The 21106-nt window shown below is 66.3% G+C and carries 16 protein-coding genes; 14 read left to right on the forward strand and 2 right to left on the reverse strand.

What is annotated here, in order from left to right; genetic code table 11:
* The first annotated feature begins 199 nt into the window (after nucleotides 1-199).
* Nucleotides 200-1165, forward strand: coding sequence for a plastocyanin/azurin family copper-binding protein (locus AC1DBQ_RS04815; RefSeq protein WP_476927417.1), 966 nt, complete (start codon nucleotides 200-202; stop codon nucleotides 1163-1165).
* 79 nt (nucleotides 1166-1244) lie between these two features.
* Here the strand turns inward: AC1DBQ_RS04815 and nadE are convergent, their stop codons facing one another.
* Nucleotides 1245-2066: an ammonia-dependent NAD(+) synthetase gene (gene nadE / locus AC1DBQ_RS04820; protein ID WP_476927418.1), complete on the reverse strand. Its 822-nt coding sequence runs from the start codon at nucleotides 2064-2066 to the stop codon at nucleotides 1245-1247.
* A 231-nt stretch (nucleotides 2067-2297) separates the two neighbouring features.
* Nucleotides 2298-3320: a LacI family DNA-binding transcriptional regulator gene (locus AC1DBQ_RS04825; RefSeq protein WP_476927419.1), complete on the reverse strand. Its 1023-nt coding sequence runs from the start codon at nucleotides 3318-3320 to the stop codon at nucleotides 2298-2300.
* Between the two features lie 298 nt (nucleotides 3321-3618).
* Here AC1DBQ_RS04825 and AC1DBQ_RS04830 point away from each other — a divergent pair, with 298 nt between their 5' ends.
* From AC1DBQ_RS04830 to uidB, 13 genes are all read left to right on the forward strand, one after another.
* Nucleotides 3619-4470, forward strand: coding sequence for a sugar phosphate isomerase/epimerase family protein (locus AC1DBQ_RS04830; protein ID WP_476927420.1), 852 nt, complete (start codon nucleotides 3619-3621; stop codon nucleotides 4468-4470).
* Between the two features lie 71 nt (nucleotides 4471-4541).
* The gene (locus AC1DBQ_RS04835; RefSeq protein ID WP_476927421.1) at nucleotides 4542-5549 is read left to right on the forward strand and encodes a Gfo/Idh/MocA family protein; all 1008 of its coding nucleotides are present in this window, start codon (nucleotides 4542-4544) and stop codon (nucleotides 5547-5549) included.
* Nucleotides 5550-5836: 287 nt separating this feature from the next.
* Nucleotides 5837-7366 (forward strand): ABC transporter substrate-binding protein, encoded by a 1530-nt coding sequence (locus AC1DBQ_RS04840; RefSeq protein ID WP_476927422.1) that lies wholly within the window; start codon nucleotides 5837-5839, stop codon nucleotides 7364-7366.
* 6 nt (nucleotides 7367-7372) lie between these two features.
* Nucleotides 7373-8314 (forward strand): ABC transporter permease, encoded by a 942-nt coding sequence (locus AC1DBQ_RS04845; protein WP_476927423.1) that lies wholly within the window; start codon nucleotides 7373-7375, stop codon nucleotides 8312-8314.
* Nucleotides 8311-10242: a dipeptide/oligopeptide/nickel ABC transporter permease/ATP-binding protein gene (locus AC1DBQ_RS04850; protein WP_476927424.1), complete on the forward strand. Its 1932-nt coding sequence runs from the start codon at nucleotides 8311-8313 to the stop codon at nucleotides 10240-10242. The genes AC1DBQ_RS04845 and AC1DBQ_RS04850 overlap by 4 nt, the downstream gene beginning before the upstream one ends.
* Nucleotides 10239-11114, forward strand: a complete 876-nt coding sequence (locus AC1DBQ_RS04855) for an ATP-binding cassette domain-containing protein (protein ID WP_476927425.1) — start codon at nucleotides 10239-10241, stop codon at nucleotides 11112-11114. Before AC1DBQ_RS04850 ends, AC1DBQ_RS04855 begins: the two co-directional genes overlap by 4 nt.
* A 101-nt stretch (nucleotides 11115-11215) precedes the next feature.
* Nucleotides 11216-12085 carry a sugar phosphate isomerase/epimerase family protein gene (locus tag AC1DBQ_RS04860; protein ID WP_476927426.1) on the forward strand — a complete coding sequence of 290 codons (870 nt, stop codon included), beginning with the start codon at nucleotides 11216-11218 and terminating at the stop codon, nucleotides 12083-12085.
* Nucleotides 12086-12103: 18 nt separating this feature from the next.
* The gene (locus AC1DBQ_RS04865) at nucleotides 12104-13270 is read left to right on the forward strand and encodes a Gfo/Idh/MocA family protein (RefSeq protein ID WP_476927427.1); all 1167 of its coding nucleotides are present in this window, start codon (nucleotides 12104-12106) and stop codon (nucleotides 13268-13270) included.
* Between the two features lie 101 nt (nucleotides 13271-13371).
* Nucleotides 13372-14436 (forward strand): LacI family DNA-binding transcriptional regulator, encoded by a 1065-nt coding sequence (locus AC1DBQ_RS04870; RefSeq protein WP_476927428.1) that lies wholly within the window; start codon nucleotides 13372-13374, stop codon nucleotides 14434-14436.
* 195 nt (nucleotides 14437-14631) lie between these two features.
* Nucleotides 14632-16059: a glucuronate isomerase gene (gene uxaC / locus AC1DBQ_RS04875; protein WP_476927429.1), complete on the forward strand. Its 1428-nt coding sequence runs from the start codon at nucleotides 14632-14634 to the stop codon at nucleotides 16057-16059.
* 2 nt (nucleotides 16060-16061) lie between these two features.
* Nucleotides 16062-17537 carry a mannitol dehydrogenase family protein gene (locus AC1DBQ_RS04880; protein WP_476927437.1) on the forward strand — a complete coding sequence of 492 codons (1476 nt, stop codon included), beginning with the start codon at nucleotides 16062-16064 and terminating at the stop codon, nucleotides 17535-17537.
* Between the two features lie 230 nt (nucleotides 17538-17767).
* Nucleotides 17768-19579 carry a beta-glucuronidase gene (uidA, locus tag AC1DBQ_RS04885; RefSeq protein WP_476927430.1) on the forward strand — a complete coding sequence of 604 codons (1812 nt, stop codon included), beginning with the start codon at nucleotides 17768-17770 and terminating at the stop codon, nucleotides 19577-19579.
* A 60-nt stretch (nucleotides 19580-19639) separates the two neighbouring features.
* On the forward strand, nucleotides 19640-21088 hold the full coding sequence (gene uidB, locus AC1DBQ_RS04890) for a glucuronide transporter (RefSeq protein WP_476927431.1): 1449 nt from the start codon (nucleotides 19640-19642) through the stop codon (nucleotides 21086-21088).
* Nucleotides 21089-21106: the final 18 nt, after the last annotated feature.

A 21106-nucleotide genomic window follows, 5' to 3' on the forward strand; every position in this document is an offset into this window, starting at 1 on the left:
TATGATCGCCAGTGCCCGGCCAGCGGGCACGGTCCGGCGGCCGTACTCCACGACCCCGCCACGGGGTCCCCGGGGAGGAAGGGTCCGGCGGACGCGCCTTCCGCCGGCGCCGGCCGGCGCCGTGGTCGACGTGGGCCGTGAAGAACACCAGGCCGGTCCCCGGCCGTACATTTGGAATTMCCCCAAAGGAGTGAGTCGTATGGCTCCTCACCCCGCAATACATGCAATGCCGCGCCTTGTGCGCCTCCTGATAGCTGCCGGGATGGCACTGGTGCTGCCTCTGGCAGTCAGCGGCGCCGCCCAAGCGACCGGCAGCAAGCCGTCAAGAACGTGGACCGTGCAGGTCGGGTCCGAATCCGAAGACCAGGCGATTCAAGGCATGGCATTCCTGCCCGAGCATATTTACATCAACGCCGGCGACAAGGTGACGTGGAAGGCCAACTCCGCCGAGATCCACACCGTMACGTTCCTGGCCGCCGGCCAATCACTGGAATCCACACAGCCGTTCAACCCCACGGATCCGCAAGAGATCTCTAAACAGGGCAGCAACGTCTACGACGGGCAGTCATATTTCAGCTCCGGAGTCATGTCCAACGTGTCCAACAGCGGATTTAAGGAAGCCGCGAAGTACACACTGAAATTCCCGCACACCGGTGAATTCACTTACTACTGCTTGGTGCACGGGATGGCCATGAAAGGCATGGTCCATGTCCGGGACGCAGGAACTGACTACCCGTACACGCAGTCGCAGTACGACCGCCACGCCAAGAAGCAGGAACAGCGCATCCTGCGCGACGGACACAAGTCCTGGGACGCGGCCCGCGACCAAGCCAACAACCACACGGTCATCGCCGGCACGGACAACGGGACCTCCATGGTCATGCGGTTTGTGCACCAGGAAATCAGCATCAAGGTCGGTGAAAGCGTGACATTCGTGAACAACGGCATGGGAGCCCCGCACACCGTCACGTTCGGCAAGGAACCGGCCAACATCTTCGCACCGCTCGGCGACCCCGGCCACTTCACCGGCGGGGACCTGAGCTCCGGGCTGATGCCGCCGGACAGCCACTTCACTGTGACCTTCCATTCGGCCGGCGAGTTCAAGTACATCTGCGCCCTGCATGACTTCATGGGCATGGTGGGCACCGTCGAAGTCCGGAAGTAGGGGGCCGGAATAAGGCAGACCGGATATTGCGGCGCCGGCAGGTGCCTGCCGGCGCCGCATCAGCCCTTCGGGGTACCGGCTATTTCCACCAGGTGTCGAAAATCGTGACCGGAACCGTGCGCTTGTGGCGGGTCCGCAGGTACATCCCCTCGATCCGCTCGGCAACGGCATCCGGCACTTCGCGGCCCTCGAGGTAGTCATCGATGAGGTCGTAGCTCAGGCCGAGTTCATCCTCGTCCGTGCGGCCGGGCGTCCCGTCCAGAAGGTCCGCCGTCGGGATTTTTTCCCAGATCCGGGCCGGCGCGCCGAGTTCGGCCAGCAGCGCGCGGTTCTGGCGTTTGTTGAGCCCGAATAGCGGCAGGATGTCGGCGCCGCCGTCGCCGTACTTGGTGAAGAATCCGGTGACGGATTCGGCACCGTGGTCCGTGCCGATCACAAGGTAATTGTGCTCGCCGGCCAKGGCATACTGGGCGATCATCCGGGTCCGGGCCTTGGTGTTGCCCTTGTGGAAGTCGGAAATCCCGGTGCCGACCGTCTTCTCGAACTCGTCCTCGAACCCGTCCACCGCAGCCGAAATATTGAACGTCCACTCGGTCTTGGCGCGCACGAAGTCCAGGGCCGCCTGGGCATCGTCCTCGTCGTGCTGGACGCCGTAGGGGAKCCGGACGGCCACGAAATTCGCCTCGACGCCCTCGGACTCAAGCTCCTCGACCGCCAGCTGGGCCAGCCGCCCGGCCAGGGAGGAGTCCAGGCCGCCCGAGATGCCCAGGACAAACCCCTTGGTGTGGGTGGCCGTCAGGTATTCCTTCAGGAACGTCACGCGTTTGCGCACCTCCCCGGCCGGGTCGATCCGGGGCTGCACGCCCATTTCTTCGATGATCTTCGCCTGGAGTTCACGCATGCCTCACAGCCTAGTCAGCGGTGTCAACCACGCTCAACTGTTGCAGCCGGGCCGGCGGGTCAGGCGTCGCCCCGGTCGGAATTGCGCGGCTTTGCCGGACCGCCGCTGCGCTTTCGGACAACCGCCACGCGGATCCACGGTGCGCACTGCCGGAATCAGTTCACGCATCCGGAACCGGTGCGAAAACCACGAATGCCGCGCGGCTCCGGCCCCGGTGATCGCCGGCCTTGCTTATCGATCTTGGGGCGCCGGACCGGTGGAACCGCGCACCGTCAAGTGGGTGGGCATGACCGAGCGGCTGCGCCGGGCTCCGCMGGCCAGGGGATTCAACCGGGCCAGCAGCATGGACACGGCCACCCGGCCGGCCTGCTCGATCGGGGAGGCCATGGTGGTCAGCGGMGGATTGCAGAAGTCCGCGCCGAAGATGTCGTCGCACCCCACAATGCTCATGTCCTCCGGGACTCGGATCCCGCGCTCGCGCAGCCGCTGGAGCATCCCGATGGCAATGAGGTCGTTGAAAGCGATGCAGGCGCTGACCCGGCTGTGCACGGCGGCATCCGCGGCGGCGGCGCCGGACAGTGTGGTCGGGGCGAAGGGCCCGAGCCGATGGACTTCCACGCTGCGCGCCTCGGCCGCCTCGGACAGTGCCGCCCACCGCCGTTCGCTGGACTGCGACGACACCGGACCTGCCACATAGGCCACCCGGGTGTGCCCCAGCGAGATCAGGTGGTCCAGTGCCTGGCTGGTCGCGGAGGGGGTGTCGATGATGACCGCGGGCACCCCGGGAACGTCACGGTTGACCGCAACCACCGGGATCTTCGCCGCCGCCGCCAGGAGGACCTCGTCGCTGAGCCGGGAGGCGGCCACGATGATTCCGTCTGCACCCTTGCGGAGCTGCTCCATGGCGCTGGCTTCCACCTCATCGGATTCCTCCGTGTCCACCAACAGCTGGGTGTAGCCGGCGGCCTTGAGCTGGAGCTGCGTGCCGCGGATGAGATCGAAGTAGAAGGGGTTGGTGATGTCGGGCACCAGGACCCMTACGGCGCCGGTGCGGCCGGAACTGAGTGCCTTGGCCTGGCTGTTGGGCGTGTAGTTKAGCATGGCGGCCGCTTCCTCKATCCGCGCGCGGGTCCGGACGTTGACCCGGTCCGGCGTCGAGAGCGCCCGGGAAACGGTGGAGGCCGCCACGCCGCAGAGCGCTGCAATGTCATGGATGGTTGCGGGCCGCTCGGCCTGGTCCGGATGCGTCGACACGGGGCTCCTCTCTGAGCAAGTGTCTCTGGCAGTGATGTTCGGTTTTCCGAGCATTACGTTTTGAACACACAGGGAAATCTGCCGGAAACCACCAGGAGCGGATCACTGCGCGCCTTGCTGAGTAACCGTGCCGAGTGAGCCGTGCCACAGGGGCGCCGTGAACAAAGAATGGCACAGTTGCAAACTTTTGGCAATCGGTTGTCAATAATTGGCAGTCCCGTTAGACTCGCAGCGAGACCATCACTGTGAACTGACTCACCCTGCCCCGGCGGCGGGGCACTTGAAGCGGGAGCCCGAATTGACAACAGCGTCAGCATCAACCACCTTCACCCTTTCCGGCTTTGGCGACGAGGTTGACCCCAATCCCGAGGTCCAGGCGGCAGTGCTGTTGGCGATCGGCGCCAAGCACATTGAGGTGCGCAGCGCCTGGGGAACCAACGTTTCCGAGCTTTCGGCGGAGCAGCTCGCCGAACTCAAGGCAGTTCTGGACGCCAAGGGCCTGAAGGTCTCCGCCGTCGCCAGCCCCATCGGCAAGGTGGAGGTGTCCCTTCCGGTTGAGCATGAAGTGCAGCGGCTGCGCCGGGTCATTGAGGCCGCCAAGACGCTGGACACCAAGTACATCCGCATCTTCTCCTTCTACCGGGCCGCGGGGCAGAGTCAGGAAGAGATCCGCGAGGACKTCATGACCCGCATGGCGGCGCTGGCGGCGCTCGCCGCGGAGGCCGGCGTCGTGCTTCTGCATGAGAACGAAAAGGGCATTTACGGCGATGCGCCCGAGCGGGTGCTGGACATCATGAAGTCCGTCGATTCGCCGTCCCTGCGCCTCGCCTGGGACAGCGCGAACTTCGTCCAGGTGGGCGTCAAGCCGTTCACCGACGGCTACGCCATGCTGCGCCCCTACCTGGAATACTTCCAGGTCAAGGATGCGCTGGCGGGAAGCGGCCAAGTGGTCCCGGCCGGGCAGGGCGACGGCGAATTGAAGGAAACCATCGAGGCCCTGAAGGCCGACGGCTACCGCGGCTTCGCCTCCTTGGAGCCGCACCTGGCCAGCGCCCATGAACTGGGCGGGTTCTCCGGCCCGGTTGCCTTCGGTTCCGCGGCCCGCGCCTTCGCCGGGCTGGCCGCGACGAACCACATCGACCTCATCTAGCAGGACCGCAGCAGCACCCAACGAATGAATCAGCAAATGGATGAAGCACTAGACGAATGAGGGAGCTACGGATGCCAAAGGCGGCAATCATCGGCTGCGGCGACGTGTCGATCGTTCACTTTGACGCGCTTGCCGGGATGGACGACGCCGAACTGGTGGCCGTCTGTGACACGGATCCTGAGCGCCKCGCCGCKGCGCAGGCGGCTCACGGGGTCCCGGCGTTCGAGKACTACCGCGACATGCTGGAGACGGCCGCCCCKGACGTCGTGCACATCACCACCCCGCACCACGAGCATGCTGGGATCGCCATCGACTGCCTGCGCCGCGGCATCCACGTGGTGCTCGAAAAACCCCTGGCGCACACCCTKCCCGAGGGCGAGCGGCTGCTGGCCGCTGCCGCGGACAGCACGGCCCGGATTGGCCTGTGCTTCCAAAAYCGCTACAACGCCCCGGTGCAGGAAATGCGGCGGCTGCTGGATTCGGGTGAGCTGGGCAACGTGCGGGGGGCCTCGGCCACGGTCATGTGGCACCGCGACGCCGACTACTACCTCAGCCGGCCCTGGCGCGGAAGCTGGGGCGGTGGCGGGGGAGGCCTCATGATGAACCAGGCCATCCACACCGTTGACCTGCTGCAATGGCTGGTGGGGGACATCGTGTCGCTCTCCGGCAGCGCCTCGACCCGCGCGCTGGCAGAAGCCATTGAGGTGGAGGACACTGCGGAGTTCGCCGCCCACCACAGCAACGGCGCGCGCAGCGTCTTCTACGCCACCCTCGCCAACACGGTMAACGCGCCCGTCACCCTGKACATCAGCACCKAAAAGGCAGCACTGAGCCTGCGCGGTGACCTGACGGTCACGTACGACGACGGGCGCAGCGAGGTGGTGCGCGAACGCGCCATCGGCTCGAGCGGCCGCTCCTACTGGGGTGTCTCGCATGCCTTGCTGATCGCGGACTTCTATGCCGGACTGGCACAACCGGGCCCGTTCTGGATTAACGCCGCCGAAGGGGCCAAGTCGCTGCGGATCGTGAAGGAACTGTACCGGCAGTCCTACCCTGGCTCCGAGGCCAAAGTCTCCTAAGGAGAGGACGCGCGGAGTGCCCCCGGCGCGTGCCGCGGGCTCCTACCAAGAGTCGCCGGTCTACAAGAGCGCCGGAGCGCCACGCGTCCCCCTGAGTGGCGCCATTCCGCCGTCGTGCTGCGCCTTCAAACGCGTCGCAAAGCAACAAAGCAGAAAAGTTATGACAACCGGTTGCCAGATATGGCAACCCAACGTACGCTGAACCCACAAGCGGCACTGTGGTCCAGGCCACAGCGCCGCTGCAAGCGTCCGGTGAAACGGACCACGTCAAGCGATAGGAGCCAACAATGAAGTTCGGTCCCAAGGCAGCAGCCGCTGCCCTCATCCTCAGCGCGTCCCTCGCGCTCACAGCCTGTGGCGGCGGCGCTGCAGCAGGCGGCGCGGCCGCCGGCACCCCCGCCACGTCCCTGACGCTGGGTAYCATCCAGGACGTCCGCTCCTGGGATCCCGCCCAGGCGCACGTGGGCMACCTTCTCCAGCCGTACCAGGCGGTCTATGACACCCTGATCCTGCGGGAACCGGACGGAAAGCTCAGCCCCATGCTGGCGACGGACTGGAAATACAACGCGACCAACACCAAACTGACGGTGGACCTGCGCACGGACGTCACCTTCAGCGACGGCGCCAAGTTCGACGCCGAGGCGGCCAAAGCCAACATTGACCACTTCAAGACGGCCAACGGCCCGCAGATGGCGCAGCTGTCCTCCGTTCAGGATGTGACGGTTGTAGACGCCGACACCATTGACATCAACCTCACCACCCCGGACCCGGCCCTGGAATACTTCCTCAGCCAGGCCGCCGGCCTGATGGGCAGCCCCAAGGCGCTTGGCACCGAGGGCATCAAGACCGAACCGGTCGGCTCCGGCCCCTACGTGATGGACAAGGCCGCATCCGTCAAGGATTCCCAGACGGTCTTCACGGCCCGCAAGGATTACTGGAACAAGGATCTGCAGAAGTACTCCAAGCTGACCTTCAAGATCCTGACCKATCTCACCGCCCGCACCAACGCCCTGGTCTCCGGCCAGGTGGACGCCACCCTCCTGGACCCCAAGACCGGCAAGCAGGCCGAGGGCGCCAAGATGCAGCTAGCCGCCAACGAGGTTKACTGGCAGGGGCTGCTCCTGATGGACCGTGACGGTGCCAAGAACCCGGCGCTGAAGGACGTCAGGGTCCGCCAGGCCATCAACTACGCCTTCGACCGCAAGACCATCCTCGACCAGGTCATGCTGGGACAAGGCACGCCGACCTCGCAGCCGTTTGGCAAGGCCAGCGGGGCCTGGACCCCGGAGCTGGAGAACTACTACACCTACGATCCCGTCAAGGCCAAGCAGCTCCTCAAGGACGCGGGCTATGAAAACGGCCTCACTCTGGAAGTCCCGAGCATCCCCGATTTCCAGACCCAGATTTCCGTGGTCCAGCAGCAGCTGGMAGACGTCGGTATCACTCTGAAGATTGGCGCMGCACTGACCAACACCTTCACGTCCGATGTGGCTGGACAGAAGTACACCACCATGTACTTCTCGCTCTTCCAGGGTGAGCCGACGGTTGCCATCAACCAGATCATCTCCACCAAGGCGCTCTACAACCCGTTCAAGAATGCGACGCCGGAACTCGACGCCAAGATCGACGCCGTGCGCAACGGGGGCGCCGATGCCGGCAAGCTGGCCCAGGACGTCAATAAGTATGTGGTCGAGCAGGCCTGGTTCGCGCCGCTGTTCCGGGTCAACCAGATGTACTACCACAACGCCAAGGTGAACGTGACCCCGCAGATCCAGCAGGCCGTTCCGTCCATCTACAACTACTCACCCGCCAAGTAGGACGCCATGATCAGGTTCATTGCGAAAAGGCTGGGCAGCGGGCTGGTGGTGCTGGTTGTTGTCTCGGCGCTCACCTTCTTCCTGCTCTACATCTCCAGCGGGAGCATCGCCAGGAACATCCTGGGCGACCAAGCCACCGCTGAGCAGGTGGCGATGAAAGAACACGAGCTCGGACTGGACCAGCCCCTGGTGGCCCGCTACCTCGCCTGGGTGGCCGATGCCTTGAGCGGAAACCTCGGAACCTCCTGGTTCAGCTCGGAACCGGTGGCCAACTCCCTGGCCAGCCGGATCCCGGTGACCATGACCATGGTCTTCGCCGCAATGATCCTGATCGCAATCTGCGCCGCCCTCATTGGCGTCCTTGCTGCCGTCAAGCGTGGCTGGGTGGACCGGGTGGTCCAGGTTGGCGCCATCATCGGCGACTCCGTTCCGGGGTTCGTGATCGGCGTCATCCTGGTCACCCTCCTGGCCATCCAGCTGGGTCTCTTTCCGGCCACCAGCACCATCTCCCCGGACTCCGGACCCGACGCGTGGATTTATTCCATGGCGCTTCCGGTGATCGCCCTGCTGATCAACGGCGTCACCGGAGGCGCGCAGCAGATCCGCAGCGCCGTCATCAAACAACTCGAGCGGGACTACGTCCGCACCCTGCGCAGCCGGGGCATCAGCGAACGCGAGATTCTCTTCAAGCACGTCCTGCGCAGTGCCGCCCCCGCCGGACTCACCGTGCTGAGCCTCCAGCTGATCGGCATGCTGGGCGGCGTCGTGATCATTGAGCAGATCTTCGCCCTGCCCGGCATGGGCCCGCTGGCGGTCGCCGCCACCGGCCAGTCGGATCTTCCGGTGGTGATGGGCGTCGTGATGTACACGGTGGTCGTCGTCATCGTGGTGAACCTGCTGGTGGACATTCTTAACGGCTGGCTCAACCCGAAGGTGCGTGCGTCATGAGCGATTCTTTAGAAACTGCGGCTGCCACCGCCCCGGTACCGGCCGCCTCGCCAGGTCAGACAGGCGCAGGTCAGACAGGCGCAGGTCAGACCGGCACAGGCCAGAGCGGCACAGGCCAGAGCGGCGCAGGCCAGAGCGGCACAGTCGTCCGCTCCACCGTCATTCGCCGCCTGTCGAGGAACCCGCTCGGGATCGCTGCCATCGCGATCCTGACGGCGATCGCGCTACTGGCCATCCTGGCGCCGGTCCTGGCGCCCTTTGACCAGAACTACGCCAATATTGCCAAGACCCTCGCGGCTCCGGACTCCGTGAACATCMTCGGAACGGACAGCGCCGGGCGCGATGTCTGGAGCCGGCTTCTGTTTGGCGCGCAGCTGACGCTGCTTTCCGCCCTGCTCTGCGCGGGCGTGGCCATTGCAATCGGGCTGCCGGCCGGCCTGATCGCCGGCTACTACGCCGGGAAGTTCGAGGCAGCCTCCAACTGGGTGGTCGGCATCCTCATGAGCCTTCCCGGCCTCATCGTCCTACTGACCATCCGTGCTGCCTTCGGCCCCTCGGTGTGGATGTCCATGATTGCCTTCGGCGTCCTGATCAGCCCGTCCTATTTCCGGCTGACCCGCACAGCCGTCCAGTCGGTGCGCAACGAGCTCTATGTTGACGCCGCACGGGTCTCCGGGCTGTCCGACCTCAGCATCATCGCCCGCCACATCTTCTCCGTGGTCCGGGCCCCCATCATCATCCAGACCGCGGCGATCGCCGGCGTGGCCATCGCCATCCAGTCCGGCCTGGAGTTCCTGGGCCTGGGCGACCCCACCAGGGCGACCTGGGGCGTCATGCTCTCCGAAGGCTTCAAGAACGTCTACCTGAACCCGACCCTGCTCTTCTGGCCGGCACTGGCCATGGCGCTGACCATCGGCGGCCTGGTCCTGCTCGGCAACGCCCTCCGCGATGCCCTGGAAGACGGCGAGAAGATCAAGCACCGCAAGAAGAAGGTCGCGCTGGAAGGCACGACGGCGGCACCCTCCGKCGCGCGGCCGTCCCGGAAGCCGGTGGCCGCCGTCGTCGCCGGAACCGAGCACCACCTGGTCAAGGTGACCAATCTCGGCGTCGGGTATCCCCAGGCAGACGGTTCCATCAAGAAAGTCGTTGACGACGTCTCCTTCCACGTGGACCGCGGCGAGATCCTGGGCATTGTGGGCGAATCGGGCTCGGGCAAGTCCCAGACCGCCTTCTCCATCCTGGGGCTGCTGCCGGACAACGCCCGCATTGTGGGCGGCTCCATCCAGTTCGACGGCAACTACACCGTTGCCCCGGGCGAGGAACGGGTCAGCCAGGAGCGGCTGTCCAAGCTGCGCGGCAAACGGGTTTCCTACATTCCGCAGGAGCCCATGAGCAACCTGGACCCTGCCTTCACCATCGGCTACCAGCTGGTGACGCCCATGGTGCGCGTCCTCGGGATCTCCAAGGCCGAGGCCAGGAAACGGGCCCTGAAACTGCTCACGGACGTCGGCATCGCCAACCCGGACCGGACCTTCAACGCCTACCCGCACGAAGTCTCGGGCGGCATGGCCCAGCGCGTGCTGATCGCCGGAGCCATCAGCTGCGAACCGGACCTCGTGATCGCCGATGAGCCCACCACGGCCCTGGATGTCACGGTGCAGGCGGACGTCCTGGACCTGCTGCGCGAACTCCAGCAGCGCCTGAACATCGGCGTCATCCTGGTGACCCACAACTTCGGTGTGGTGGCGGACCTCTGCGACCGCGTGGCCGTCATGCAGAACGGCCGGCTCGTGGAGGAAGGATCCGTCCGCGACATCCTCCGCAATCMGCAGGAACCCTATACACAAACGCTTTTGGCGTCGATGCTCGAAGGCAAGGAACCCATGTCCACGCTCGTTTCCACCCTGCAGAAGGAGCCCGTCGCATGAGCACCGTGGAGAGCGCGCCGCTGCTCACCGTAAAGCAGCTCGTGGTGGAGTACCCCAGCAAGAAGTTCCGGGCCAAGCCCTTCCGGGCCCTGACGGACATCAACATTTCCATCGGCCGGGGCGAAACCCTGGGACTGGTGGGGGAGTCCGGGTCCGGCAAGACCACCCTGGGCCGCGCCATCCTTGGGCTGGCCCCGGTGACCGCCGGGAAGATCAGCTTCGAAGGCAAGGACATCAGCCRTGCCACCCGCAAGGACCGGCGGGTCCTGAGCCGGGAGCTACAGGTKGTCTTCCAGGATCCGTACACCTCGCTGAACCCCGCACTGGATATCGGCGACATCCTCGCCGAACCACTKGGCGTGCAGGGCATGGAAGCCGCGCCGGCCAAGAAGCGCGTGAAGGAACTCCTGKACCAGGTGGGCCTGCCGTCCGATGCCATCAACCGGCTGCCGCGCGAATTCAGCGGCGGGCAGCGCCAGCGCGTCGCGATCGCCCGGGCCCTGGCACTCTCGCCKAAGCTCATTGTCTGCGACGAACCCGTCAGCGCGCTGGACCTCTCCACGCAGGCCCGGGTGCTGGACCTGTTCCTGCAGATCCAGAAGGACACCGGCGTGTCCTACCTCTTCGTCTCGCACGACCTCGACGTCGTCCGGCACATCAGTCACCGCGTCGCCGTGATGTACCGCGGCGAGATCGTCGAACAAGGCCCGGCCGACGTCGTCACCACCGACCCCGACCACCCCTACACCCAGCGGCTGCTGCTCGCGTCCCCGGTCCCGGACCCGGACCGCCAGGAACAGCGCCGCGCGGACCGGTACCGCCTGCTCGAAACGCAGCGGATGCAGCACGAACAAGCGGGCGTCCCCGCCTGAAGGGCCGCTTCAGGCAAAGACCACGGCAAACGGACACAACAGCAAACGAACACAACGGCCGGATTCTCCTCGAGGATCCGGCAGGCAATGGAGGAACAGGCGTGACAACAACAGCCAGAATTGGCGTGCAGGCGATGATGCTGAAGGACAGCTTTGCCGAACTCGGGGCGTTCGAGACGCTCCGGAAGGTCAACGCAATCGGCTACAACGCCGTCGAGGTCTCCCAGATCCCCATGACGCCGGAGAACGTGGCGGAACTGGACCGCGCGCAGACCGAGCTCGGCATGGACGTGGCCGCCCTCTCGGTGGCCATGGAAACCCCCAAGGGCATGCCCGCCGATTCCCTGAAGGACCACTTCGACAAGATTGTCGAGGACGCGCAGCGTCTTGACGCCAAGCTCCTGCGGATCGGCATGCTGCCGTTCCCGGCCATGAAGTCGATCGGCGCCGTGGTGGACTTCGCCAGGCAGGCCAACGAGTACGCCGAGCGACTGGCCGGGCACGGGATCGGCCTGTATTACCACAACCACCACATCGAGTTCGCGAAGTTTGACGGCACCTACATGCTGGACATCATCGCCGCCAACTCACMGGCCATGGGCTTGGAAATCGATGTCCACTGGGTCCAGCGCGGCGGCCTGGACCCGGTCCGCACCTTGGAAAAGTACGCCGGCCGCACGGCCATGGTGCACTTGAAGGATTACAGGATCGGCCAGCTGCCCGAGCGTGCCTTCGGCTTCCTGGAAACCGGGGACTTCAAGGGCTTCATGGCCGATTTCAAGGACGTGGTCCAGTTCKCCGAAGTGGGCGAGGGCAACCTGGACTTCCCCGCGATCATCCCGGCCGCGCAGGCCGCCGGCGCCCGTTACCTGCTCGTGGAGCAGGACGAACTGTACGGCCGCACCGTGTGGGACGCGCTCCAGACCTCCTACGACAACCTCGTGGCCATGGGCCACTCGAACCTTTTCTAGATTAGGGAGAACCCCCACATGGGTAAGAAAGTACGCCTCGGCATCATCGGCCTGGGCCAGCAGGGTGGCATGTACGCKAAGTTCATCGCGGACGGACTGGTCCCGAACATGGTGGTMGGCGMCATCTGCGACATTGATCCGGCGAAGAAGGAACTTGCTGCGGCGACACACCCGGACGTTCCGTTCTACGAGGACTACCTCGCCATGCTGGACAGCGGTGACGTCGACGCCGMCGTCACGTGCGTGCCGCACTTCCTGCACCCGGAGATGGGCATCGAGACGCTCAGGCGCGGCATTCATGCCCTCGTGGAGAAGCCCGCCGGCGTCTACACCAAGCAGGTCAAGGCGCTCAACGAGTTTGCCGCCGGCAAGCCGGAACTGTCCTTCGCGATCATGTTCAACCAGCGCAACAACCCGCTGTACCAGAAGCTCAAGGAAATCGTCGACAACGGCGAAATCGGCGCGATCCGCCGAACCAACTGGATCATCACGAACTGGTGGCGGCCGCAGGGCTACTACAACTCAAGCGAATGGCGGGCAACCTGGGGCGGCGAAGGCGGCGGCGTGCTGGTCAACCAGGCGCCGCACCAGTTGGATCTGTGGCAGTGGATCTGTGGCGTGCCGAAGTCTGTCTACTCCAAGGTTGCCTACGGCTTCCGCCGTGACATCGCCGTCGAGGACGAAGTGACCGCAGTGGTGGACTACGGCAACGGCGCCACCGGCGTCTTCGTCACGGCAACACACGACCTCGTGGGCACCGACCGCTTCGAAATCCTGGGAGACCAGGGCAAGATCGTGGTCGAAAACTCGAAAACGGCCACCGTGACCCGCCTGCACAAGCCGGAGCGCGAACTCAGTGACGGCATGGACATGGATGACGTCCGGAAGCTCTTCATGGGGGAGCTCAACCCTGGGGCGTACTACAGCACCGAGGTCATCGAGTTTGAGTCCGTCTGGGGCGCCCAGCACGCGGGTGTCCTGGAAAACTTCGCCGCCAACATCCTGGACGGCACCCCGCTGCTGGCGCCGGGGTCGGACGGCATCAAGGGTGTCCGGCTGGCGAACGCCATCCACCTCTCCAGCTGGACGGGCCGCGAAGTGGGCCTGGACTTCGACGAGGACGAGTTCCTCACCGAGCTCAACAAGCGGATCGCCGGGGAGGGGAAGTTCTCCGAGCGCGTCTAGTGCACCCAGCCCAACTGACTCGCAGCAGGGGCCGTTCTGCGGGCTCAAAACGGCCCCTGCTGCGAGCTGCTTGGGCCCGGTTTCATCGGTAGGATGGGGCGGTGACTGAACCCGCGAAGCCCGACGTTGCCGCAACACCAGCACCGGTCAAGAAGCATGCCCGCGACGGGAAATCCAGCGCCACCATCTACGACATCGCCAGGGTCGCCGGGGTCAACCCGTCCACGGTGTCGCGGGCCCTCAGCAAGCCGGGGCGAGTCAGCGCCAAGACGCAGAAACTCATCGAGGACGCCGCGGCCGAGCTCGACTACCACGTGAACCCCTTCGCGCGTGCCCTGCCCACGGGGCGGACCAGCACGTTCGGCCTGATCGTCGCCGACATCACGAACCCCACGTTCTTCGACATCATCCGCGGCGCCGGGGCCACTGCCACTGCCMGCGACTACACCCTGGTCCTCGCGGATTCGGCCGAGTCCGCCGCCACCGAACTGACCACCGCCCGGCGGATGATGCCCACCGTGGACGGGCTCATCCTCGCCAGCCCGCGGATGGACGACGACGACATCCGCGCGCTCGCCCGCGACAAGCCCGTGGTGGTGATCAACCKCGAGGTCGACGGCGTGCCGTGCGTCGTCCCGGACGTCAATAAGGGGATCAGCGAGGCCGTCCGCAGCCTGGCCGCGAACGGGCACAAGAAAGTTGCCTATGTGGCCGGGCCGTCCCAGTCCTGGATGTCCGCGCGGCGCTGGGACGGAGTCCGTTCCGCCTGTGAATGGTCCCGGCTGGAAGCCGTGCGGCTCGAATCCAGCAAGCCAACGGTCGACGGCGGCCGGCAGTCCGCGCGCGAGGTCCTGGCCAGCGGTGCGACGGCGGTGCTGACGTACAACGACCTCCTGGCCATCGGCCTKATGCAGGAACTCCAAGCCGCCGGCCTCATGGTCCCGGACCAGATCAGCATCGTGGGCTTTGACGATATCTTCGGGGCGGATTTCACCACCCCGCCCCTGACCACCGTGCGGTCCCCGCTGGGCGAATGCGGGTCCGGCGCGGCAACGATCCTCCTGGACCACCTCGCCGGCACCGGCGGGGAAACCCCGGAGACACTGCGGGTGGAAACCGAGCTCGTGCTGCGCGGCTCCAGCGGCAGGCTGATCGCGGCCAAGTAGGCGCCGACGCCTCGCAATCCGCTGCCCTTTCTGCATTCCGCTGCACTCTGGGACATCCGCGGCACGGGATCCCGGTGGCGGATGTCCCGTGCCGGCGCGAAAATCCCTCCAGGGCGCGGAAAACGCCCCATGCAATTGTTTGGCAATTTTTGGCAACCGGTTGACAAGCGCCAAGTGCGGGACGACCATTGAGCTATGTCACAGTCGATTTCTGCCCACCCAGACCGGCTCCTGCCCGCGGATCCCGGAACGCGAAGCATCGCCCGCGATCTCCTGGGCCGGGTCCAGGACCTTCCGATCATCTCCCCGCACGGACACGTCGATGCCGCCGTGCTCGAGCAGAACACACCCTTCCCCGATCCGGCGGCGTTGCTGGTCAGCCCGGACCACTACGTCACCCGCCTGATCCACGCCAGCGGCGTGCCGCTCGAACAGCTGCGCGCGCAGGCCGGCGCCCAGGCAGACCCGTCCGCGGCGGCGCCGGAATCGCGCGCCGTGTGGCGTGCGTTCTGCGAGGCCTGGCCGCTCTTCGAGGGCACCGCCTCGGGCTACTGGCTCCGCGATCAGTTCCACAGCGTTTTTGGCCTGGACCGCGAGATCAGCGCCGCCACCGCCGATGCCTCCTACGACGCCATCTCCGCCCGGCTCCAGGAAGCAGATTTCCGCCCCCGCCAGCTGTTCAAGGACTTCAACATCGAGGTCCTGGCCACTACGGATGATCCCCTGGATKACCTAGCGGCCCACAAGGCCCTGGCCGGGGATGCCACCTTCCACGGCCGCGTGCTCCCGACCTTCCGGCCCGACGCCTACCTGAACCCGGCCAACCCCGCCTGGGGCGGCAACGTTGAACGCCTCATCGGGGCAGCGGGCGACGGCGGCAGCGGCTTTGCCGGCTACCTCACCGCCCTCGAGAACCGGCGTCGTTACTTTGTGGAGCACGGCGCTGTGTCGGCCGACCACGGCGTGCGCACCCCGCGCACTCTCAAGCTGGACGCCGCAGACGCGGAACGGCTCTTCGAGCGGGCCCGCTCCGGCGAAGCCACCCCCGCCGAGCGCGAAGATTTCGAAGCCCACATGATGTACCAGATGGCTCGGATGTCCGTGGAGGACGGCCTGGTCATGACCATCCACCCGGGGTCCTTCCGCAACCACCACACGGAGACCTTCAACAAGTACGGCGCGGACACCGGGCACGACATCCCCTTCGCGATCGACTACACCGAGTCCATCCGGCCCGTGCTGCAGGACTTCGGCAAYAACAAGGACTTCCACCTGGTGCTCTTCACCATGGACGAGACGGTCTACTCGCGCGAACTAGCCCCCCTGGCCGGGTTCTACCCCTCGGTGTACCTCGGTGCGCCCTGGTGGTTCCTGGACGCACCGGACGCCATGCTGCGGTTCCGGTCCGCCGTGACCGAAACGGCGGGATTCTCCCGGTCCTCGGGGTTCATCGACGACACCCGCGCCTTCTGCTCCATCCCCGCCCGGCACAATGCTTCCCGCCGGATCGAGGCCTCCTTCCTGGCCCGCCTCGTGGCGGAACACCGGATCAGCGAGGACCGCGCCCACGACATCATCGTCGACCTCGTCGACGGCTCCCCGCGAAGGGTTTTCAAGCTATGACCATGACAGAAAATGCCGGCKCCGCTGGCCCCGCCGGATTGGCAGATTCGGCGGCCACGGCGGTTACCGGGGAAGCAGCGGCGGACCTGCCGCGGCTGAACCGCAGCCTTCGTCCCTTGGCCAAGGCCCCGGTGCGGATCGTGCACCTGGGCCTCGGCGCCTTCCACCGCTCACACCAGGCGTGGTACACACACCGGGCCGGCGACGCCGCGGAATGGGGGATCGCCTCCTTCACCGGCCGACGCCCGGACGCGGCCCTGGCGCTGGCGGAGCAGGACGGCCTGTTCACGCTCGTGGAACGCGGCGACGCGGCGGATTCCTTCGAAGTGATCGGCAGCATCGTTGCCGCCGTGGACGGGGCCGACGTCGGCCGGCTCGCCKAACTCGTGTCCGCACCCGCCACCGCCATCATCACCCTGACCATCACCGAGGCCGCCTACCGGCTTGGCCCCGACGGCCGGCTGGACCTCCGGGCCCCCGACGTCGAGGCGGACCTGGCTGTGCTCGCGCGGGGGACCGGCAGCCCCGCGACGCCGCTGGGCCGGCTGGTCTTCGCCCTCGCCGGCCGCCGGGCCGCCGGGGCCGGACCCCTTGCCGTGGTCTGCTGCGACAACCTCGCCAGCAACGGCACCGTCGCCCGCCGGGCCGTCACCGGCCTGGCTGCCGCCTGGGACGCCGGGCTCGCCGCCTGGATCGAGGCCAACGTTAGCTTTGTCAGCACCTCGGTGGACCGGATCACGCCGCGGACCACGGAGGCCGACATCGCCGCCGTCGAGACCGCCTGCGGCTACCGGGACACCTCGCCCGTGGTGGCMGAGCCGTTCCGCAACTGGGTCCTCAGCGGCGACTTCCCCGCCGGGCGCMCGCGCTGGCAGGACGCCGGCGCCGTGTTCGTGGACGACATCGAGCCGTACGAAAACCGCAAGCTCTGGCTCCTCAACGGCGCGCACTCGCTACTGGCCTACGCCGGGCAGCTGCGCGGCCACGCCACCGTGGCCGAGGCCCTGCAGGACGAGCTCTKCCGGCAGGCCGTGGAACGGTTCTGGGACGAGGCCGAAGCCAACCTGCACGGCCCCGACCTGCAGATTCCCGCGTACCGCGCCGCGTTGCTGGAGCGCTTCGGCAACGGCCGGATTGCTCACCACCTGGCCCAGATCGCGATGGACGGAAGCACCAAGCTGCGCATGCGCGCGGTTCCCGTACTGCTGGCCGAGCGTGCCCGGGGCCGTTCCGGCGCGGCGGCTGCCCGCATKATCGCCGCCTGGATGGATTTCAGCGCCTCGGCGGCCCGGTTCCAGGACCCGCTCGCGGCGGAGATGGTCGCGGCCAGCGCGCTAGGCGGCGCGGAGAGCACCCGTGCCCTGCTCGCGCTGCTGTCCCCGGAGCTCGTGGACACTGTGGCACCCGCCGGCGGTCCCGTTGCCGAGCTCGTCGAGAATCTCCGGGGAACCTTTTCCGGGCCGGCTGTCCCGGAGTAAAGGAGACCTTGTCCAGGCACTGCTGCCCGGACGCCGGCCCTTGCCGGTTCCMGGGCAGTGCTGTGCCGGACGGGGCGGATCGGGTCTAGTAGAAATTTATGGCAACCGCTTGCCAAAAGATTGCCAAGTGACTAGGATTACATCCAGACGAAGAGGCCACCGGGTGGCAACCGGCATCGCCGGCCGTACCGGAAGGCCCGCCCCGCAACGACGCGTAAGGATTCCCCACGATGCTCAAGCCCCAGGCCAGTGAAACCCGCGAGATCGTCAATCTCGACGGCCTGTACCGCTTCAAGGTGGACTTTGACCGCTCCGGCCACCGGGACGAATGGTTCCAGGCGCCGCTGGACTCGGACCTGGAAATGGGCGTCCCGGCCAGCTACAACGACGTCTTCCCGGACAAAGCCATCAGGGACCACGTCGGCTACGTCTGGTACCAGCGGGACGTGCGCGTGCCGCGCGGCTGGGCCGGGGAGCGCATCCACGTCCGCCTCKACTCCGCAACCCACGAGGGCATGGTGTGGGTCGATGACACCCTGGTGGCCCAGCACACCGGCGGCTACATGCCGTTCAGCGCGGACATCACCGAGCACGTGACACCCGGGCAGGTCTTCCGCCTCACCATCTCAGTCAACAACGAGCTCACCCAGGCCACGATCCCGCCGGGCACCATCACCGTCACCGAGGACGGCCGCCGCCAGCAGAGCTACCTCCACGACTTCTACAACTACGCCGGACTGCACCGCAGCGTCTGGCTGTTCAGCACCCCCGCGGTGACGGTCGATGACATCACCGTGGTCACCGGCTTCGAGGGATCGGCCGGCAGCGTCGACTACACCATCGCCACCGCCGGCGGAACCGGCAGTGAAACGGTCACCGTTTCCCTCCGGGACGCCGACGGCGCGGAGGTTGCCCGCGCCGACGGCCCCCGCGGCACCCTGACGATCGCCGACGTCGTGCTCTGGAAGCCCGGCGCCGCCTACCTCTACAGCCTCACCGCCGAGATCCGCGACGGCGGCCGGCTGCTGGACAGCTACACCCTGCCCGTCGGGGTCCGCACCGTGGAAGTCCGCGGCAAGGAATTCCTCATCAACGGCGAGCCCTTCTACTTCACCGGCTTCGGTATGCACGAGGACCACGTGGCCATCGGCAAGGGCCACAGCAACGCCCAGATGGTCAACGACTTCCAGCTCCTGGACTGGGTGGGCGCCAACTCCTTCCGGACCTCGCACTACCCCTACGCCGAGGAAGTCATGGAGTTCGCGGACCGGCACGGGATCGTGGTGATCGACGAAACCGCCGCCGTCGGGCTGMATCTGGGCTTCGGCGCCGTCTTCGGCGGTATTGCGAAGAAGACCTACGTCGAGGGCGGTGTGGACGCCAACACCGCCGCCAACCACCGGCAGGCGATTTCCGAGCTCGTCGCCCGCGACAAGAACCACCCGTCCRTGGTCATCTGGTCGATCGCCAACGAACCCAACGGMTCGGAAGAGGGCGCCCGCGAATACTTCGCGCCCCTCGCGGAACTGACCCGCCAGCTGGACCCCACCCGCCCGGTCGGCTACGTCAACGTCATGTTCGACACCCCGGACAAGGAACTGCTCGGKGACCTGTTCGACGTCATCCTGCTCAACCGCTACTACGGCTGGTACCTCAACAACGGCGACCTCGAAACTGCCGAGCAGTCTCTCGAGAAGGAACTGCGCGCGTGGGACGCCAAGTACGGCAAGCCCATGATCATGACCGAGTACGGACCGGACACCATGCCCGGTTTCCACTCGATCTATGAGCAGCCCTGGAGCGAGGAATACCAGGCCGCGTTCCTGGCCATGTACCACCGGGTCTTCGACCGCGTGGACGCCATGGTGGGCGAGCAGGTCTGGAACTTCGCGGACTTCCAGACCTCCAATGGCATCATGCGCGTGGACGGCAACAAGAAGGGCGTCTTCACCCGGGACAGGCGGCCCAAGCCCGCCGCCTATGCCCTGCGCCAGCGGTGGACGGCACTGGCCGGCACCAAGAACACCACTTTCGAGGCCTAGGCCTTACCGCACATTTTTTCGCCGGACCCCAGGTCCGGCAACGGGTAAAGGAGCCCATTCATGAAAAAGCTGAGCAAGCTCAGCATCGTCKGCTATGGCGCCGGCGATGCTGCCAACAACCTCGCATTCACCACCGCCACGATGTTCCTCCTCGTGTACTACACGGACGTCGCAGGGATTTCGGCCGCGGCGGCCGGTACCCTGCTGCTGGTAGTGCGGATCTTCGACGCCTTTGCCGACGTCTTCGCCGGCCGCGTGGTGGACCGGACCTACAGCAAGCGGTTCGGCAAGTTCCGCCCGTTCATCATGTTCGGCTCCATCCCGCTGCTGCTGCTGAGTGTGGCGACCTTCTCCATCCCCGCGCTCGGCGAATCCGGCACTCTGCTCTACGCCTACGTCACCTACGCGGCCCTGGGCCTGGCCTACAGCCTGGTCAACATTCCCTACGGTTCGCTGGCCGGCGCCATGACCCAGGACCCCACGGAGCGCGCCAAGCTGGGCTCGGCCCGGATGATCGGCGGGATGCTGGTCGGCTCCGCCCTGGGCATCTTCGTGGCCCCTTTGATCAAGCCGGGCGCCAACCTGCAGGCAACGTTCACCACCATCACCCTTGTCTTCGTCGTCATCGGTGCCGCCCTGTACTTATTTACCGTCCTGACCACGAAGGAGCGCGTCCACCGCGCCGTCCCCAACGTCACGTTCAAACAGAGCATGGAAACGCTCAAGGGCAACCGGCCGCTGCTGATGCTGTGCCTGAGCTCCTTCTTCTTCCTGACCGGCTACCTGGCCCTCACCTCGGTCCAGCTCTACTACCTCCGTGATGTCCTGGGCCGGCTGGACCTGTACCCCGCGCTCTCCATCATCCAACTCGTCCTCACCTTCGTGCTGGCCGGGTTCATGCCCAAGCTGGTMCGGAACCTCGGCAAGAAGCGCGTCTACATCTTCTCGTCGCTGGTCACGGTCATTGGGGGCGCCATCGTCTTCTTCACCCCGGCAAGCCAGGTGTGGATCGGTTTCAGTGGCCTGGTCATCAGCCTCGTGGGCGTCCTCGCGGTCAACATCGTGGTGTGGGCCCTCGAAGCCGACACCGTCGAATACGGCGAATGGAAGACCGGCGTCCGGACTGAGGGCATCACCTACGCCCTGTTCTCCTTCACCCGCAAGACCGGCCAGGCCGTCGGGGGAGCGCTCGCGGCCTATGCTCTGGCCCTGGGCGGCTACAAATCCGGCGCCGTCCAGACCCCCGACGCCGTCTTCGGCATCCAGCTGGCCGCCGGCGCACTGCCTGCCATCATGACCATCCTGGCCGTGCTCGTGATGGCCAAGTACACGCTCACCGACACCATGCACGCCCGGATCCTCACCGAAATCCAGGCCCGCCGCACCGCCGGTGCCGGCAGCGCCGGCGGAATCGCCGTCGGAACCTCCCGGAACGACGCCGACGGCACAGTTTCCGCCGATGCCAGCACCGTTACCGCCGATGCCGCGCCGCTGGCACCCAGCAACTAAGCCACCCCACCACCCAGA

The sequence above is a fragment of the Arthrobacter sp. 10T413_2 genome, from assembly GCF_056394205.1.